Genomic DNA, 16,360 nt, shown 5'->3' on the forward strand with positions numbered 1-16,360 from the left:
TATTGTCTTGCAAGAAAAGCAAAATGGCAGGACGAAGTCCCACCAAATTTAGGGGTACAAGAGTCTAAAGAGGATCTTGCCCCTCGTCAAGGCAAGGCCCCGACATCCCCCACCCTCCCCTTCGCAACAGATTATGTCGCGAAGATCGGGTGAGGGCCGCCAGGGCCCTACGCTTTAGTTGCCGCTGGAGTTCAGCGCTTCGGTCAGTGCAGCTTCCACTTCACTGGCGCTAACACGCAACGGCTTGTCGGCATCACGGCGACGCTTGCGCTCGCTGTGGTAGGCCAGACCGGTACCGGCCGGGATCAGACGACCCACGACCACGTTTTCTTTCAGGCCGCGCAGGTAGTCGCGCTTGCCGGTTACCGCCGCTTCGGTCAGTACGCGGGTGGTTTCCTGGAAGGAAGCCGCCGAGATGAACGATTCGGTGGACAGCGAGGCCTTGGTGATACCCAGCAGTACACGAGTGAACTTGGAGACAAACTTGTCTTCCGCGCCAAGGCGCTCGTTCTCTACCAGTACCTGGGTCAGTTCCATCTGGTCGCCCTTGATGAAGCTGGAGTCACCCGACTCGGCAATCTCGACCTTACGCAGCATCTGACGCAGGATGGTCTCGATGTGCTTGTCGTTGATCTTCACGCCTTGCAGACGGTAAACGTCCTGGATCTCGTTGACGATGTACTTGGCCAGCGCGCTAACACCCAGCAGACGCAGGATGTCGTGCGGATCGCTAGGACCGTCCGAGATGACTTCGCCGCGGTTCACTTGTTCGCCTTCGAAGACGTTCAGGTGACGCCACTTCGGAATCAGCTCTTCGTACGGATCGCTGCCATCGTTCGGGGTGATGACCAGACGGCGCTTGCCCTTGGTCTCTTTACCGAAGGCGATGGTACCGCTGACTTCAGCCAGAATCGAGGCTTCTTTCGGACGGCGCGCTTCGAACAGGTCGGCAACGCGCGGCAGACCACCGGTGATGTCACGGGTCTTGGACGTTTCTTGCGGGATACGCGCGATAACGTCACCAACACCGATCTGTGCACCGTCAGCCACACCGACCAGGGCGTTGGCTGGCAGGAAGTACTGAGCCGGTACGTCGGTACCTGGCAACAGCAGATCCTTGCCGCTGGCGTCGACCATCTTGATTGCAGGACGGATTTCCTTGCCTGCAGCCGGACGGTCTTTGACGTCCAGAACCTCGATGTTGGTCAGGCCGGTCAATTCGTCGGTCTGACGCTTGATCGTGATGCCTTCTTCCATGCCCACGAAGGTCACGGTACCTTTCATTTCGGTAACGATCGGGTGGGTGTGCGGGTCCCACTTGGCGACGATGGCGCCAGCGTCGACCTTGTCGCCTTCCTTCACCGAAATCACGGCGCCGTAAGGCAGCTTGTAACGCTCGCGCTCACGACCGAACTCGTCGGCAATCGCCAACTCGCCGGAACGCGATACGGCAACCAGGTTGCCGTCGGCACGCTCAACCTGCTTGAGGTTGTGCAGACGAACCATACCGCCGTTCTTCACCTGGACGCTGTCGGCAGCCGAGGTACGGCTTGCAGCACCACCGATGTGGAACGTACGCATGGTCAGCTGGGTACCCGGCTCACCGATCGACTGTGCAGCGATAACGCCGACAGCTTCACCGATGTTCACCTGGTGACCGCGAGCCAGGTCGCGACCGTAGCACTTGGCGCAGATGCCGTAGCGGGTTTCGCAGCTGATCGGCGAACGCACGATCACTTCGTCGATGCTGTTCAGCTCGATGAACTCGACCCACTTCTCGTCGACCAGGGTACCGGCCGGAACGATGACGTCGTCGGTGCCAGGCTTGAACACGTCACGGGCGATTACACGACCCAGTACGCGCTCACCCAGCGGCTCTACAACGTCGCCGCCTTCGATGTGCGGGGTCATGACCAGACCCTGCTCGGTGCCACAGTCGATCTCGGTAACCACCAGATCCTGCGCCACGTCTACCAGACGACGGGTCAGGTAACCGGAGTTCGCGGTTTTCAACGCGGTATCCGCAAGACCCTTACGCGCACCGTGAGTCGAGATGAAGTACTGCAGTACGCTCAGACCTTCGCGGAAGTTCGCGGTGATCGGCGTCTCGATGATCGAGCCGTCCGGCTTGGCCATCAGACCACGCATACCGGCCAACTGACGAATCTGAGCTGCCGAACCCCGGGCACCGGAGTCAGCCATCATGTACATCGAGTTGAAGGACTCCTGCTCGACTTCGTTGCCTTCGCGGTCGATGACCTTCTCTTTCGAGAGGTTGGCCATCATCGCCTTGGACACTTCGTCGTTCGCCTTGGACCACAGGTCGATGACCTTGTTGTACTTCTCGCCCTGGGTTACCAGGCCGGAGGCGTACTGGCTCTCGATCTCTTTCACTTCGTCGGTGGCAGCACCGATGATGCGGGCTTTTTCATCCGGGATAACGAAGTCGTTAACACCGATGGAAACGCCGGAGATGGTCGAGTAGGCAAAACCGGTGTACATCAGCTGGTCAGCGAAGATGACGGTCTCTTTCAGACCAACCACGCGGTAGCACTGGTTGATCAGCTTGGAGATCGCCTTTTTCTTCATCGGCTGGTTGACCACGTCGTACGACAGACCTGGCGGTACAACCTGGAACAGCAGTGCACGGCCGACAGTGGTGTCGACGATGCGGGTGTTCTTGACGCTGCCGCCATCACGATCGTTCACGGTTTCGTTGATACGAACCTTGATCTTGGCGTGCAGGGCCGCTTCGCCGGCGCGGAATACGCGGTCGACTTCCTGCAGGTCGGCGAATACGCGACCTTCGCCCTTGGCATTGATGGCTTCGCGGGTCATGTAGTACAGACCCAGTACAACGTCCTGCGAAGGAACGATGATCGGCTCACCGTTGGCTGGCGACAGGATGTTGTTGGTCGACATCATCAGCGCGCGCGCTTCGAGCTGGGCTTCCAGCGTCAGCGGCACGTGCACGGCCATCTGGTCACCGTCGAAGTCGGCGTTGTACGCGGCACAGACCAGCGGGTGCAGCTGGATGGCCTTGCCTTCGATCAGTACCGGCTCGAACGCCTGGATACCCAGACGGTGAAGGGTCGGTGCACGGTTGAGCAGTACGGGGTGTTCGCGAATCACTTCGGCAAGAACGTCCCACACCTCTGGCAACTCGCGCTCGACCATCTTCTTGGCAGCCTTGATGGTGGTCGCCAGACCACGCATTTCCAGCTTGCCGAAAATGAACGGCTTGAACAGCTCGAGGGCCATTTTCTTCGGCAGACCGCACTGGTGCAGACGCAGGGTCGGACCTACGGTAATTACCGAACGACCCGAGTAGTCAACGCGCTTACCGAGCAGGTTCTGACGGAAACGACCTTGCTTACCCTTGATCATGTCGGCCAGGGATTTCAGAGGACGCTTGTTCGAGCCGGTGATGGCGCGGCCGCGACGGCCGTTGTCGAGCAGTGCGTCGACCGCTTCCTGCAGCATGCGCTTTTCGTTGCGCACGATGATGTCAGGCGCAGACAGGTCGAGCAGGCGCTTCAGACGGTTGTTACGGTTGATCACCCGACGGTACAGGTCGTTCAGGTCGGAGGTCGCGAAACGACCGCCATCCAGCGGAACCAGTGGACGCAGGTCTGGCGGCAGAACCGGCAGAACGGTCAGGACCATCCACTCAGGCAGGTTGCCCGAGCCCTGGAAGGCCTCCATCAGCTTCAGTCGCTTGGACAGCTTCTTGATCTTGGTTTCCGAGTTGGTCTGCGGAATCTCTTCGCGCAGGCGGCCAATCTCGTGCTCCAGGTCGATAGCGTGCAGCAGTTCGCGGACGGCCTCGGCACCCATGCGGGCGTCGAAGTCATCGCCGAACTCTTCCAGCGCTTCGAAGTACTGCTCGTCGTTCAGCAGCTGACCTTTTTCCAGGGTGGTCATGCCCGGGTCGATAACGACATAGCTCTCGAAATAGAGAACGCGCTCGATATCACGCAGGGTCATGTCCATCAGCAGGCCGATACGCGACGGCAGCGACTTCAGGAACCAGATGTGGGCAACAGGCGAGGCCAGCTCGATGTGCGCCATGCGCTCACGACGAACTTTTGCCAGCGCGACTTCAACACCGCACTTCTCGCAGATCACGCCACGGTGCTTCAGGCGCTTGTACTTGCCGCACAGGCACTCGTAGTCCTTGACTGGGCCAAAGATCTTGGCGCAGAACAGGCCGTCACGCTCAGGCTTGAACGTACGGTAGTTGATGGTTTCCGGCTTTTTTACTTCACCGAACGACCACGAACGGATCATCTCAGGCGAGGCCAATCCGATACGGATGGCGTCGAACTCTTCGACTTGACCCTGGTTTTTCAGCAAATTCAGTAGGTCTTTCAAGGCCTTTCCTCCTGGCGGAGCAGGGAGCGGGCTTTTCAGCCGCGCTCCCGATTCGCGTCACGTGTTATTCGGTTTCCAGATCGATATCGATACCGAGCGAACGAATCTCTTTGATCAACACGTTGAAGGACTCGGGCATGCCCGGCTCCATACGGTGATCGCCGTCCACGATGTTCTTGTACATCTTGGTCCGACCGTTCACATCGTCCGACTTCACTGTGAGCATTTCTTGCAGGGTGTATGCCGCGCCGTATGCTTCCAGCGCCCACACTTCCATCTCCCCGAAACGCTGACCACCGAACTGCGCCTTACCACCCAGCGGCTGCTGGGTAACCAGGCTGTAAGAACCAGTGGAACGCGCGTGCATCTTGTCGTCCACCAAGTGGTTCAGCTTGAGCATGTACATGTAACCAACGGTCACTGGACGCTCGAACTTGTTGCCGGTACGACCGTCGAACAGCTGCATCTGACCGCTTTCCGGCATGTCTGCCAGTTTCAGCATGGCCTTGATTTCGCTTTCCTTGGCACCGTCGAAGACTGGAGTGGCCATTGGCACACCGCCTTTGAGGTTCTTCGCCAGGTCGAGGATTTCCTGGTCGGAGAAGTCTTCCAGGCTTTCTTGACGACCACCGATCTCGTTGTAGATCTCGGTGAGGAACTTGCGCAGCTCGATGACCTTGCGCTGCTCTTCGAGCATGCGGTTGATCTTCTCGCCCAGGCCCTTGGCCGCCAGGCCCAGGTGGGTTTCGAGGATCTGACCGACGTTCATACGCGAAGGTACACCCAACGGGTTGAGTACCACGTCCACCGGCGTACCGTTGGCGTCGTGCGGCATGTCTTCGACCGGCATGATCACGGAGACCACACCCTTGTTACCGTGACGACCGGCCATCTTGTCGCCCGGCTGGATGCGACGACGGATTGCCAGGTAGACCTTTACGATCTTCAGTACGCCCGGTGCCAGGTCATCGCCCTGCTGCAGCTTGCGCTTCTTGTCTTCGAACTTGTCGTCCAGCAGACGGCGACGATCAACGATGTAGGCCTGGGCCTTCTCGAGTTGCTCGTTCAGCGCGTCTTCGGCCATGCGCAGTTTGAACCACTGGCCGTGCTCCAGACCGTCCAGCACTTCGTTGGAGATGACCGAACCTTTCTTCAGGCCGGCACCACCTTCGACGACCTGACCGTTCAGGGCGCTGCGCAGACGTTCGAAGGTTGCGCCTTCAACGATGCGGAACTCTTCGTTCAGGTCCTTGCGGATCTCGTCCAGCTGCATCTTCTCGATGGACAGCGCACGGCTGTCGCGCTCGACGCCATCGCGAGTGAAGACCTGTACGTCGATGACAGTACCCTTGGTGCCGGTCGGCACACGCAGGGAGGTGTCTTTGACGTCGCTGGCCTTCTCGCCGAAGATCGCACGCAGCAGTTTTTCTTCTGGCGTCAGCTGGGTCTCGCCTTTTGGCGTGACCTTGCCGACCAGAATGTCGCCAGCGCCGACTTCAGCACCCACGTAGACGATACCGGCTTCGTCCAGCTTGTTCAGCGCAGCCTCACCCACGTTCGGGATGTCCGCGGTGATTTCCTCTGGGCCAAGCTTGGTGTCACGGGCCACACAGGTCAGTTCCTGGATGTGGATCGTGGTGAAGCGATCTTCCTGAACCACACGCTCGGACAGGCAGATGGAGTCTTCGAAGTTGAAGCCGTTCCACGCCATGAACGCGATGCGCATGTTCTGACCCAGAGCCAGCTCACCCATGTCGGTGGACGGGCCGTCGGCCATGATGTCGCTACGCTGAACCACATCACCCTTGCTCACCAGCGGACGCTGGTTGATGCAGGTGTTCTGGTTCGAGCGGGTGTACTTGGTCAGGTTGTAGATGTCGACACCAGCTTCGCCGGTTTCAACTTCGTCATCTGCAACACGCACCACGATACGGCTGGCGTCGACGGAATCGATCACACCACCACGACGAGCCACGACGCAAACGCCGGAGTCACGCGCAACGTTGCGCTCCATGCCGGTACCTACCAGCGGCTTGTCGGCGCGCAGAGTCGGTACAGCCTGACGCTGCATGTTCGAACCCATCAACGCACGGTTGGCGTCGTCGTGCTCGAGGAACGGAATCAGCGACGCGGCAACAGAAACTACCTGCTTTGGCGAGACGTCCATCAGGGTGACGTCTTCCGGCGCCTTGACGGTGAATTCGTTCAGGTGACGGACCGCTACCAGCTCGTCGATCAGCTGCTTCTTCGCGTCCATCGTGGCCGAAGCCTGTGCGATGACGTGATCAGCTTCTTCGATCGCCGACAGGAACACGATGTCGTCGGTAACCACACCCTCTTTCACCACGCGGTACGGGCTCTCGAGGAAGCCGTACTGGTTGGTGCGGGCATAGGCCGCCAGGGAGTTGATCAGACCGATGTTCGGACCTTCAGGGGTCTCGATCGGGCACACGCGGCCGTAGTGGGTCGGGTGTACGTCACGGACTTCGAAGCCTGCGCGCTCACGGGTCAGACCACCAGGGCCGAGTGCCGAGACACGACGCTTGTGGGTGATCTCGGACAGCGGGTTGTTCTGGTCCATGAACTGGGACAGCTGGCTCGAACCGAAGAACTCCTTCACCGCCGCCGCTACCGGCTTGGCGTTGATCAGGTCTTGCGGCATCAGGCCTTCGCTTTCAGCCATCGACAGACGCTCTTTGACCGCGCGCTCTACACGCACCAGGCCAACGCGGAACTGGTTCTCGGCCATTTCGCCGACACAGCGCACGCGACGGTTACCCAGGTGGTCGATGTCGTCGACGATGCCTTTGCCGTTACGGATGTCGACCAGGGTCTTGAGGACCTCGACGATATCTTCCTTGCTCAGTACGCCCGAACCTTCGATCTCGGTACGACCGATACGACGGTTGAACTTCATGCGACCAACGGCCGACAGGTCGTAACGCTCGGCGCTGAAGAACAGGTTGTTGAACAGGGTCTCTGCGGCATCCTTGGTTGGCGGCTCGCCAGGACGCATCATGCGATAGATCTCGACCAGCGCTTCCAGTTGGTTGCTGGTGGAGTCGATCTTCAGGGTATCCGAGATGAACGGACCGCAGTCGATGTCGTTGGTGTACAGGGTCTCGATGCGAACGACCTGAGCCTTGGCGATCTTCACCAGTGCTTCGGTGGTCAGCTCGGTGTTGCATTCGGCCAGGATTTCACCGGTAGCCGGGTGCACGATCGCCTTGGCGGTGGTGCGGCCCAGAACGTATTCCAGCGGCACGTCCAGGGATTTGACACCAGCCTTTTCCAGCTGGTTGATGTGGCGAGCGGTAATACGACGACCCTGCTCGACAATCACCTTGCCGCTGTCGTCATGGATGTCCATGACCGCGATTTCACCACGCAGGCGTTGTGGCACCAGTTCCAGGCTGAGCTTTTCGCCCGCCACGTGGAATACGTTGGTGGTGTAGAACGCGTTCAGTACTTCTTCGGTGGTGTAGCCCAGCGCGCGCAGCAGTACGGAAGCCGGCAGCTTGCGACGACGGTCGATACGGACGAATACACAGTCTTTCGGATCGAATTCGAAGTCCAGCCACGAGCCGCGGTAAGGAATGATCCGCGCCGAGTACAGCAGCTTGCCCGAGCTGTGCGTCTTGCCACGGTCGTGGTCGAAGAACACGCCTGGCGAGCGGTGCAGCTGGGAAACGATAACACGCTCGGTACCGTTGATTACGAAGGTACCGTTTTCAGTCATCAGGGGGATTTCACCCATGTAGACTTCTTGCTCTTTGATGTCCTTGATCGCTTTGTTCGACGATTCTTTGTCGAAAATGATCAGGCGGACTTTCACGCGCAGCGGTACCGCGTAGGTTACCCCGCGCAGTACGCATTCTTTGACATCAAAGGCCGGTTCGCCCAGACGATAGCCAACGTACTCCAGGGCAGCATTGCCGGAGTAGCTGATGATCGGGAAAACCGATTTGAAGGCCGCATGCAGGCCCACGTCGCGGAACTGATCTTTAGTCGCTCCCGCCTGCAAGAATTCACGATACGAATCCAGCTGGATGGCCAGGAGGTAAGGCACATCCATGACGTCCGGCAACTTGCTAAAGTCCTTGCGGATACGTTTTTTCTCAGTGTATGAGTAAGCCATCAGCGTTCCCCAGCTTGGTCACCTGCTTGTTTGGCTTCTCCCGACGGGAGCAGCCAGAAAATCGTGCAAACCCCATGGTTTGCGCCACCGTCATCGGTGGTTACCGCTCGTCATCGGCGCCGACCTGATCGGCTGCCAATAACGGAAAAAGGCCGGTGGCAAAAGCCACCAGCCATCAGCCTTTCGCTTGTCGCTCGGGCTGGAGACGCACAGTCGAAATTACTTCAGTTCGACGGTAGCGCCTGCTGCTTCCAGGTCAGCCTTGGCTTTGTCAGCGGCTTCTTTCGAAACGCCTTCAGCAACGACTTGAGGAGCGGTATCAACCTTTTCCTTGGCTTCTTTCAGGCCCAGGCCGGTCAGTTCACGAACAGCCTTGATCACGTTTACTTTCTTGTCGCCAGCGGCAACCAGAACAACGTTGAACTCGGTTTGTTCTTCAACAACGGCAGCGGCAGCAGCTGGGCCAGCAGCGGCAACAGCAGCGGTAACGCCGAAGGTTTCTTCCATTGCTTTGATCAGCTCAACAACTTCCAGAACGGTTTTCTGGCCGATTGCTTCGATGATTTGCTCGTTAGTCAGAGACATGACTTAAATCCTGTATTGGGGTGACAGCCTACGCAGCCATCAAATTAAACGTATGATTTCGAAAGGGCTTGCGGTGCCTTAGGCAGCAGCAGCTTCTTTCTGGTCGCGAACGGCTGCCAGAGTACGAGCCAGCTTGCTGGTCGCGCCTTGGATCACGCTCATCAGCTTCGCAATGGCCTCGTCGCGGGTCGGCAGGGAAGCCAACACGTCGATCTGGTTTGCGGCAAGGAACTTGCCGTCGAACGCAGCTGCCTTGATCTCGAACTTGCTCTGACCCTTGGCGAACTCAGCGAACAGACGAGCAGCAGCGCCCGGGTGTTCGTTGGAGAACGCGATCAGGGTAGGGCCGGTGAACACGTCGTTGAGGACACTGAATTCAGTGTCGGCAACAGCGCGCTTGAGCAGGGTGTTACGTACAACACGTACGTAAACGCCAGCTTCACGAGCCTCTTTACGGAGTCCGGTCATTGCGCCTACAGTCACACCACGGGCATCAGCCACGACAGCGGACAGAGCGACTTTGGCAGCCTCGTTGACTTCAGCGACGATGGCCTTCTTGTCTTCGAGTTTAATTGCCACGGGTAAAACTCCTGCTTGTTACCGTTTCATCCAGCCGAAGCCGAATGTCGTTTTGGTGTCTGACTCGGTAAGGAATCAGGGGCACCATCTGCGTAGGCTTGAGGTTTAAGGCTTGCGCCGCCTACGGTCTTGGATAGCCCCCGCCAGGCAGGGACCCCAATTTTTGCTGACGGGCGCAATTGCTCGCGCCCATCGCGGTCTTACGCGTTCAGGGAACCTTGATCGATTACCAGACCTGGGCCCATGGTGGTGCTCAGGGTAACGCGCTTGACGTAGATACCTTTCGAGGAAGCTGGCTTGATACGCTTCAGATCAGCGATCAGGGCTTCAACGTTTTCCTTCAGCTTGACGGCTTCAAAGCCGATCTTGCCAACGGAAGTGTGGATGATGCCGTTTTTGTCGGTACGGTAGCGAACCTGACCAGCCTTGGCGTTTTTGACCGCGGTGGCTACGTCTGGAGTTACGGTGCCAACTTTAGGGTTAGGCATCAGGCCGCGAGGACCCAGAACCTGACCCAGCTGACCTACAACACGCATTGCGTCCGGGGAGGCAATAACGACGTCATAGTTCAGGTCGCCGCCTTTCATTTCGGCAGCCAGATCGTCCATGCCTACACGGTCAGCGCCGGCAGCCAGAGCGGCCTCGGCAGCTGGACCCTGGGTGAACACGGCAACACGTACGGTCTTGCCAGTGCCGTGTGGCAGCACGGTAGCGCTACGAACGACCTGGTCGGATTTACGTGGGTCAACGCCCAGGTTAACGGCTACGTCGAAGGACTCGCTGAACTTCACGGTAGACAGTTCGGCCAGCAGCACTGCTGCTTCTTCGAAGTTGTAGACTTTGCCCGCTTCGATTTTCGAAGCGATAGCCTTTTGGCGCTTGGTCAGCTTAGCCATTACACACCCTCCACGTTGAGGCCCATGCTGCGAGCGGAACCGGCGATGGTACGCACGGCCGCTTCCATGTCAGCAGCGGTCAGATCAGCATTTTTGGTTTTTGCGATCTCTTCCAGCTGAGCACGGGTCACAGTACCGACTTTGACGGTGTTCGGACGCGCAGAACCGCTGGTCAGGCCAGCTGCTTTCTTCAGCAGAACCGAAGCAGGGGTGCTTTTGGTTTCGAAAGTGAAGCTACGGTCACTGTATACAGTGATGATCACAGGAGTCGGCAGGCCGGCTTCTTGACCCTGGGTACGGGCGTTGAAGGCCTTGCAGAATTCCATGATGTTCACACCGTGTTGACCCAGTGCTGGGCCGACGGGTGGACTTGGGTTGGCCTGGCCGGCCTTTACTTGCAGCTTGATGTAAGCCTGAATCTTCTTAGCCATGAGCTACTCCAATATCGGGTACAAGCGCCAGATGGCTCCCCGGATTACTTGCGTTTTATCCCAGTGACGACAAAACCCCGCAGCACATAGGGCTGCGGGGTATGGGATGCGTCGTTCTGCTAGACCTTTTCGACCTGGCTGAACTCAAGCTCCACCGGAGTAGAGCGACCGAAGATGAGCACCGCTACCTGGAGCCGGCTCTTCTCGTAGTTAACCTCTTCGACCGTGCCGTTGAAATCAGCAAACGGACCGTCTACAACACGAACCACTTCACCTGGTTCGAACAGCGTTTTCGGCTTCGGCTTGTCGCTGCCATCGGCAACGCGACGCAGAATGGCCTCGGCTTCTTTATCGGTGATGGGTGCAGGCTTGTCTGCGGTACCACCAATGAAGCCCATGACGCGAGGGGTGTCCTTGACCAAGTGCCAAGTCCCTTCGTTCATGTCCATCTGAACCAGCACGTAGCCCGGGAAGAACTTACGCTCGCTTTTGCGCTTCTGGCCATTGCGCATTTCAACCACTTCTTCAGTGGGGACCAGAATCTCGCCGAAGCCATCTTCCATGCCAGCCAGCTTTACGCGCTCGATGAGCGAGCGCATCACATGCTTCTCGTAACCCGAGTAAGCATGCACAACATACCAACGCTTAGCCACAGGACACCCTTAGCCAACAATCAAGGAAATCAACCAGCCGAGCAGGGAATCGAGCCCCCACAACAGCAGCGCCATGACCAGGACAACAGCCACCACAATAAGGGTGGTCTGCATGGTCTCTTGGCGGGTTGGCCATACGACTTTACGAATCTCGGTGCGAGCTTCCTTTGCCAGCGCAAAGAACGACTTGCCCTTTGCAGTCTGCAAGGCAACAAAGCCAGCAACAGCAGCAAGAGCGAGGAGTGCAATAACGCGATACAGAATCGGCGAAGCGGAGTAATATTGATTTCCGACCACGCCTACCACCACCAAAGCGACAACAGCCAGCCACTTGAGCAGATCAAAACGAGAGTCTTGGGCTTCAGACTTGGGAGTCATCTAGGAGGATCCTGTGAAAAGAAAGCCAGACACACAAGGTGAATCTGGCAGGTCAGGAGGGAATCGAACCCCCAACCTACGGTTTTGGAGACCGTCGCTCTGCCAATTGAGCTACTGACCTAAAAGCTTATCAGGCCGACCATTATGCCGGCCTGATCGAGAGAAATCAACTACTTATTCAATAACCTTTGCTACTACACCCGCACCGACGGTACGACCGCCTTCACGGATAGCGAAGCGCAGACCGTCTTCCATCGCGATGGTCTTGATCAGAGTGACAGTCATCTGGATGTTGTCACCCGGCATTACCATTTCAACGCCTTCTGGCAGCTCGCAGTTACCAGTCACGTCAGTAGTACGGAAGTAGAACTGTGGACGGTAGCCTTTGAAGAACGGAGTGTGACGGCCGCCTTCTTCCTTGCTCAGAACATAGACTTCTGCGGTGAACTTGGTGTGCGGCTTGACCGAACCTGGCTTGACCAGAACCTGGCCACGCTCAACGTCGTCACGCTTGGTGCCGCGCAGCAGCACGCCGCAGTTCTCGCCAGCACGACCTTCGTCCAGCAGCTTGCGGAACATCTCAACACCGGTGCAGGTGGTGGTGGTGGTGTCACGCAGACCAACGATTTCCAGGGCGTCTTGAACGCGGACGATGCCACGCTCGATACGACCGGTAACAACGGTACCACGACCCGAGATCGAGAATACGTCTTCGATTGGCATCAGGAACGGCTTGTCGATAGCGCGCTCAGGCTCTGGGATGTAGGTATCCAGAGTCTCAACCAGCTTCTTGACAGCGGTGGTGCCCATTTCGTTGTCGTCTTTGCCTTCCAGCGCCATACGAGCCGAACCGATGATGATCGGGGTATCGTCGCCTGGGAAATCATAGGTGGACAGCAGGTCGCGAACTTCCATCTCGACCAGCTCCAGCAGCTCAGCGTCGTCTACCAGGTCAGCCTTGTTCAGGAAGACCACGATGTACGGAACGCCAACCTGACGGGACAGCAGGATGTGCTCACGGGTTTGCGGCATCGGACCATCAGCGGCCGAGCAAACCAGGATCGCGCCATCCATCTGAGCAGCACCGGTAATCATGTTTTTTACATAGTCGGCGTGGCCCGGGCAGTCAACGTGCGCATAGTGACGAATGTTCGAGTCATACTCGACGTGCGCAGTATTGATGGTGATGCCACGTGCTTTTTCTTCCGGGGCGCTGTCGATCTTGTCGAAGTCAACCTTGGCAGAACCGAAAACCTCGGAGCAAACGCGAGTCAGCGCGGCGGTCAACGTCGTCTTACCATGGTCAACGTGACCAATGGTGCCGACGTTCACGTGCGGCTTGTTACGTTCGAACTTTTCCTTAGCCATCGAGACTGTCCCCCGGTAGAAGTAATAAGCAGATCAAACCGACCATTAAAACAAAGGCAGATATTTTCATATCTGCCTTGTCATATGGAGCTCTTGAGCGGATTTGAACCGCTGACCTCACCCTTACCAAGGGTGTGCTCTACCAACTGAGCTACAAGAGCGTAACACTGTGCAACAACAGCAAACCTGGAGCGGGTAGCGGGAATCGAACCCGCATCATCAGCTTGGAAGGCTGAGGTTCTACCACTAAACTATACCCGCGGAGCTTGCAGCTCTCGCTAAACTGGTGGAGGGAGAAGGATTCGAACCTTCGAAGTCGTAGACGTCAGATTTACAGTCTGATCCCTTTGGCCGCTCGGGAACCCCTCCAATGTGGCCGGCATTTTCTACTCTTGCCGTCCTGCTGTCAAGCTTTTTCTCATTAAAATCTTGAGGTTAGCTACTTTGACAACTGCTTCACTGCGTTACCACCTAGTGGTCATCGCTGTGGAGCGGGCGCCATTCTATGCAAACTATTCGATAGTTGCAACGCCTTCGCACAACATTATTTTATCTTTTAAGTCTTTGAAATCATGGGAAAGTCCGGCGAGCACCGTTGCGTCCAGCAAGCGACGGCTTTCAGGCGCTATCTGCAGCCACCACCCCTGACTGTCGGGCAGCCTCCCCACTACCTTGCGCGCCCGGATATCCAGGCTGATCAGACGCTGACGAAGGCTATTCAGTAGCTCGGGGCTAGCCAATGCCCCAAGGTAGAGACACTCATCGTCCTTCTGCGATGGCGCCTCGCGAGACTCGCTGAGTAGACGAATACCCTGCTGACTTCCCTTGTAGAGCGACAGCGATGTCACCTCTTTCGCCCTCAACGGTGCCTCCTGCTGGTGCCAGACGTAGTAGACGACATTGAGGACCAGCAATAACAGAAACAACCAGCGCATACACACCTCACTCCAGCGGACAGGCCATCGCCAGGCCTACGAACACCAGGTCGGGAACGATTCGGGCTTGCGGTACCACCTGGTGCAACAGGCCTGCGTCGCCACCGGTAATGAACAGGGTAAAATCCTCACCCCACAATGAGCGCGCCTGCTCGAGCTGAGTCAACACAAATCCATGCAGCATGAGCGTACAGCCGCGCTCTACCGCCTCGACGGTAGAGCGCCCAGGCTGCAGACTCGACAATGCACGCTCGGCGGACTCGTCGTCATAGCGGATACGCCGGGTATGGGTACGCAATTGATTGCGCATCAATGGCATCCCAGGGCAGATGAAACCTCCCAGGTGTTCCCCCTGCGCCGATACGAAATCCGATGTGACAGCAGTCCCCAGATCAATGACCACGCATGCCCTTCTGGCCAGATGGTACCCGCCAAGCAAAGCCAGCCACCGATCGAGCCCAAGACGCTCGTAATCGTCATAGCCATTGGTAACCCCGGCCAATGCAGTTGCCGAGCGCGCGCGCACTATCGACAGCCCGAACGCCTTCACCAGGGCATCACCAAGATGATCGGTCTCTTCTTCTGTACGCACACTGACCAGGCGGCAACGGGCCGGGGTATCGCCCGCAAGCGCCTCAACAGCCTCGATCAGCGCCTGGTTGGTATCGACGATGCCGCCGCCAACAACCGATGCGTCGGTACGGATAACCCGCCACTTGATAAAACTGTTACCGCAATCGAGCTCAAGAATCATCGCGTAACCTCAAACTGAGCTCACCACCACTAAAGCTCTTCTCAACACCTTCGACCTGAAGACGCAGCGCGCCCTGACGATCGATACCGAGCACAACGCCGTCGACCCTGGTGACGCCGGCTATCAACGATACTGCACACCCCTGCCACAGGTGCCCTTGCTCCCACTCCGCCTGCAAGTCGGTAAAACCCGACTGACGATGTCGCTCCAGGTAAACCTGCAGATTCTCATTGAGCAGCGCAACCAGCTGGTTGCGATCAACCTGCTGCCCTGTCTCGAGCCGGACGGATGTCCATGCCTGATCGACCTCGCTGTTGGTCTGCATATTCACGTTCACGCCAATACCCAGCACCACATGACAGACATCAGCGGGATCCCCCACAAGCTCAAGAAGAATACCTGCGATCTTGCGACCGTTGGCCAGCACATCATTTGGCCACTTCAAGCCCGCAGCATTCACTCCGACGGACTGAAGGGTACGCATGACCGCCAAACCCACCACAAGGCTCAGGCCTTCCAGTTGCCGCATGCCACCGTCGATACGCAGCACCAGGCTGTAATAGAGATTCTGCGCAAAGGGGCTTGACCAGTTTCTGCCACGGCGACCGCGCCCTGCGCTCTGATGCTCAGCCAGAACCAGAAAGGGTGCCTGGCGACCGGCACTGATCGCGCGCAACGCTTCGGCATTTGTCGAGTCAATCTCTTCATGGATGTGCATTGGCCAGAGCCGGCCTGTGCCGGCACTCTCGATGGCGCTGACGTCCAACAGCGACAAGGGCGCAGCCAATCTGTAGCCCCGCCCTCGCACCTTGTACACCGGCAGACTCAATTCAGCCTCGAGATGCTGCAATTGCTTCCACACGGCGCTGCGGCTGATGCCCAGGGCAGCACCCAAGGCCTCGCCGGAATGGAATCGACCATCCTTGAGGAGTTTCAACAACTTCAGCATGCCAATCTCGACTCACAATGAGGCACGCATGATAGCTATGCGCTGAAGGATTGCATACCTGTTGTAGGACGCGTCCTTACGGAGAAATAGCTGCGTGATCGCAGCTTTTTTCGGCCCAAAAAGACAAAACCCCTACCTGCAGATGCAGATAGGGGTTTCGGAATTTAATCTTGACGATGACCTACTCTCACATGGGGAAACCCCACACTACCATCGGCGATGCATCGTTTCACTACTGAGTTCGGGATGGGATCAGGTGGTTCCAATGCTCTATGGTCGTCAAGAAATTCTGTTGCCAGAAGGTCTTGTTCAGACACTCC

12 protein-coding genes, 4 tRNA genes and 1 rRNA gene are annotated in these 16,360 nt (G+C 57.7%); all 17 read right to left on the reverse strand.

Annotated elements, in window-relative coordinates:
• Positions 1 to 174: 174 nt before the first annotated feature.
• Positions 175 to 4,374: a DNA-directed RNA polymerase subunit beta' gene (gene rpoC, locus NJH59_RS05005; RefSeq protein WP_054916698.1), complete on the reverse strand. Its 4,200-nt coding sequence runs from the start codon at positions 4,372 to 4,374 to the stop codon at positions 175 to 177.
• 64 nt (positions 4,375 to 4,438) lie between these two features.
• A complete protein-coding gene (gene rpoB, locus NJH59_RS05010; protein ID WP_043861935.1) occupies positions 4,439 to 8,512 on the reverse strand; it encodes a DNA-directed RNA polymerase subunit beta in 4,074 nt (1,357 codons plus the stop codon).
• A gap of 219 nt (positions 8,513 to 8,731) precedes the next feature.
• Entirely contained in the window at positions 8,732 to 9,097 is a 366-nt protein-coding gene (rplL, locus tag NJH59_RS05015) for a 50S ribosomal protein L7/L12 (protein WP_043861936.1), read from the reverse strand.
• Positions 9,098 to 9,175: 78 nt separating this feature from the next.
• A complete protein-coding gene (gene rplJ, locus NJH59_RS05020) occupies positions 9,176 to 9,676 on the reverse strand; it encodes a 50S ribosomal protein L10 (RefSeq protein WP_043861937.1) in 501 nt (166 codons plus the stop codon).
• Positions 9,677 to 9,876: 200 nt separating this feature from the next.
• On the reverse strand, positions 9,877 to 10,572 hold the full coding sequence (rplA, locus tag NJH59_RS05025) for a 50S ribosomal protein L1 (protein ID WP_043861938.1): 696 nt from the start codon (positions 10,570 to 10,572) through the stop codon (positions 9,877 to 9,879).
• Positions 10,572 to 11,003, reverse strand: coding sequence for a 50S ribosomal protein L11 (gene rplK, locus NJH59_RS05030; protein WP_028944937.1), 432 nt, complete (start codon positions 11,001 to 11,003; stop codon positions 10,572 to 10,574). The genes rplA and rplK overlap by 1 nt, the downstream gene beginning before the upstream one ends.
• A gap of 119 nt (positions 11,004 to 11,122) precedes the next feature.
• The gene (nusG, locus tag NJH59_RS05035) at positions 11,123 to 11,656 is read right to left on the reverse strand and encodes a transcription termination/antitermination protein NusG (protein WP_043861939.1); all 534 of its coding nucleotides are present in this window, start codon (positions 11,654 to 11,656) and stop codon (positions 11,123 to 11,125) included.
• A 9-nt stretch (positions 11,657 to 11,665) separates the two neighbouring features.
• Entirely contained in the window at positions 11,666 to 12,034 is a 369-nt protein-coding gene (secE, locus tag NJH59_RS05040) for a preprotein translocase subunit SecE (RefSeq protein WP_058540796.1), read from the reverse strand.
• A gap of 45 nt (positions 12,035 to 12,079) precedes the next feature.
• Positions 12,080 to 12,155: transfer RNA gene (locus NJH59_RS05045), tRNA-Trp, on the reverse strand.
• Positions 12,156 to 12,208: 53 nt separating this feature from the next.
• Positions 12,209 to 13,402: an elongation factor Tu gene (gene tuf, locus NJH59_RS05050; RefSeq protein WP_253086476.1), complete on the reverse strand. Its 1,194-nt coding sequence runs from the start codon at positions 13,400 to 13,402 to the stop codon at positions 12,209 to 12,211.
• Between the two features lie 85 nt (positions 13,403 to 13,487).
• Positions 13,488 to 13,563, reverse strand: a tRNA-Thr gene (locus NJH59_RS05055).
• Between the two features lie 26 nt (positions 13,564 to 13,589).
• Positions 13,590 to 13,663 (reverse strand) — tRNA-Gly (locus NJH59_RS05060).
• Positions 13,664 to 13,686: 23 nt separating this feature from the next.
• Positions 13,687 to 13,771: transfer RNA gene (locus NJH59_RS05065), tRNA-Tyr, on the reverse strand.
• A 143-nt stretch (positions 13,772 to 13,914) separates the two neighbouring features.
• The gene (locus NJH59_RS05070) at positions 13,915 to 14,337 is read right to left on the reverse strand and encodes a hypothetical protein (RefSeq protein ID WP_043861942.1); all 423 of its coding nucleotides are present in this window, start codon (positions 14,335 to 14,337) and stop codon (positions 13,915 to 13,917) included.
• A 7-nt stretch (positions 14,338 to 14,344) separates the two neighbouring features.
• Positions 14,345 to 15,091 carry a pantothenate kinase gene (locus NJH59_RS05075; protein WP_043861943.1) on the reverse strand — a complete coding sequence of 249 codons (747 nt, stop codon included), beginning with the start codon at positions 15,089 to 15,091 and terminating at the stop codon, positions 14,345 to 14,347.
• Positions 15,081 to 16,040, reverse strand: coding sequence for a bifunctional biotin--[acetyl-CoA-carboxylase] ligase/biotin operon repressor BirA (gene birA / locus NJH59_RS05080; protein ID WP_043861944.1), 960 nt, complete (start codon positions 16,038 to 16,040; stop codon positions 15,081 to 15,083). The genes NJH59_RS05075 and birA overlap by 11 nt, the downstream gene beginning before the upstream one ends.
• Positions 16,041 to 16,208: 168 nt before the next feature.
• Positions 16,209 to 16,324, reverse strand: a 5S ribosomal RNA gene (gene rrf, locus NJH59_RS05085).
• Between the last annotated feature and the right edge of the window lie 36 nt (positions 16,325 to 16,360).

The organism is Pseudomonas sp. VE 267-6A (assembly GCF_024126555.1).
GTDB lineage: Bacteria > Pseudomonadota > Gammaproteobacteria > Pseudomonadales > Pseudomonadaceae > Aquipseudomonas > Aquipseudomonas palmensis.